Source organism: Pseudonocardia lacus (genome assembly GCF_018531445.1).
GTDB lineage: Bacteria > Actinomycetota > Actinomycetes > Mycobacteriales > Pseudonocardiaceae > Pseudonocardia > Pseudonocardia lacus.
The window spans coordinates 1-2,137 of record NZ_JAHDTH010000425.1; the positions used below are offsets into that span (position 1 = coordinate 1).

General features: G+C 79.4%; 1 protein-coding gene and 1 pseudogene. Both read left to right on the forward strand.

The annotated features are described in order from the left end of the window. Positions 1–1,493: phage tail protein (locus KIK08_RS38755; RefSeq protein ID WP_214408287.1), on the forward strand; the 1,493-nt coding region annotated here is incomplete at its 5' end. Next, a pseudogene (locus KIK08_RS38760) lies at positions 1,490–2,137 on the forward strand (hypothetical protein); the annotation flags it as partial. The gene KIK08_RS38755 and the pseudogene KIK08_RS38760, both read left to right, overlap by 4 nt.

Consider the following 2,137-nt stretch of genomic DNA (forward strand, 5'->3'; position numbering starts at 1 on the left):
GCCCGGCCCGGCTCACCGCCACCGGCAGGGCGGTGTGGCTGCAGCTGCGCGCCGGGTCCGACGCCTGGGTGGTGCCGCTGCGCGGCGCCCGGCTCGACCGGCCCCTGTGGGTTCCCGGCGCGCTCGCACCGGCCGTCGACGGCACGGGCCGGCTGGTCGTCGCCGGGCCGGCCGGCGGCGACCTGCTGACCTGGACCGTCGAGACCGGGAAGGCCGTACCGGGCGCACCGCTGCGGGCCCGCGGCCACGACGGCACCGGGATCGTGGCCACCCCGGACGGCCGGATCGGGTTCTGGAGCGCGGGCGGGTTCCGGATCGCGGTGCCCGCCCGCGCGCGCTTCCGGCCCGACGGCGTCGCCGAGACGTTCCACCTGAACAGCCGGGTGGTCGGGCAGCGCTGGGGCCGGGTGTTCGTGGAGGCATGCCTGCCCCCGGGCACGACGCTGGAGGTGGGATTCGCGACCGCGGACGAGGCTCCGCCCGGTCCGCCTCCCGCAGCGCTGGGGCCGGTGCTCGCCCGCACCGGGCCGCTGCACCGCCGCGAGACCGGCAACGAGCAGCCGTGGGTGATCGCCGCCCCCGGCGACCGCTACGCCGTCTACGAGGCGCCGGTCACCGCACCGCCCGGCCGACACCTCTGGGTGCGACTGCGGCTGACCGGCACCGGCTCGGGCACGCCCCGCGTCCGCGCGCTGCGCGCCGAGTTCCCGGCCCACGACCTGCTCGAGCGGCTGCCGCGCGCCTACCGCCGCGACGCCGCGTCGGCGTCGTTCCTACGCCGCTACCTGGCGATCATCGACGGCCAGCTGGGCGACCTCGAGTCCCGCGCGGCCCGCCGCGACCTGCTGCTCGACCCGCACGGCGCCCCGGTGGAGGCGCTGCCCTGGCTGGCGTCGCTCGTGGGCCTCGTCCTCGACTCCCGCTGGCCCGAGGCGGCCCGGCGGACCGTGCTGGCCGAGGCGGGCATCCAGTTCCGCAGCCGCGGCACCGTCGCGGGACTGAGCCGGCTGCTGGAGATCTATCTGGGGACCCCCGTGGTGATACTGGAGGCGTTCCGGCTGCGCGGGACGCCGCAGCGGGCGATCGGCGGGGCGGCCGGGGAGCCGGGACGGGGCGCGGCCGTCGTCGGGACCGGGCTGCGGCTCGGCGGCGCCACCCCCGCTGGCGCCACCCCGTACTCCGCCCAGGCCCACCGGTTCTCCGTGCTGGTGCCGCGGGAGCTGGACGACGACGAGCTCGCCGTCGTGCACGACGTGCTCGACCTGCACCGGCCGGCCCACACCTCGGTCGAGGTCTGCGCGCTGGGCCGGGGGATGCGGGTGGGGATGACCCTGCACGTCGGGATCTCCACGGTGGTCGGGCCGGGCTCGGGCTTCACCGCGGCCCGGGTGGGCCGCGACCGGTTGGGGCGCGGCACCGTCGTCGGGCGAGGCCGGGCCGGGGTGCGCCCGGGGGTCGTGCGGGCCGGCCGAGGCGCGGTGGTCGACGCATGAGCTCGACCGCCGTGATCGACCGGATCGAGGTGACCTGGCACCCCGACGCGGAGCCCGGCGCCGCCGGGCGCGACCGGCTGGCCCGGCTCGGGCGGCGGCTGGCGGGCGGCGCGCTCGACGCCCCGCTCGCCGATCTCCTGGGATCCGCGACCGGCACGCAGGTCTGCGTGCGCCGCGTCGCGCTGCCGGTGCACCGCATGCGCTGGGACGTGGGCGACGACGAGCTGGTGGCCGGCTGGGCGGCCGCGGTGGGCCGCGCTGTCGCGGCCGCGCTCGCCGCGAGCGGAGCCGACGTGGTGCGCTACCCCAGTCGCGCCCACGCGTGGCGCGACCTGGTCACGGCCCTGCTGCGCGGGTCGCGCGACCGCGTGTGGGCGTGGCGGCAGCTCGGGCTGTGGCCCGCCGCGGGCGACCCGGTGGCCGACGACGTGCTCTGCCGCGCCGTTGCGGAGACCGCGGACGCCGAGCCGGAGGCGGCGGTCGGGCTGCTCGTCGCGGTGGCCCGGGCGGGCGCTCTGGCCCATCTCATGGCGGCGGTCGGCACGGACGCGGTCGTCGGGCTCGTCGCGGCGGCCTGGCGGGTGGCCGGCGGCGCGGACACCGACCTGCGCCGCGCAGGCGCCGAGCGCGACCCGGACCCGGCA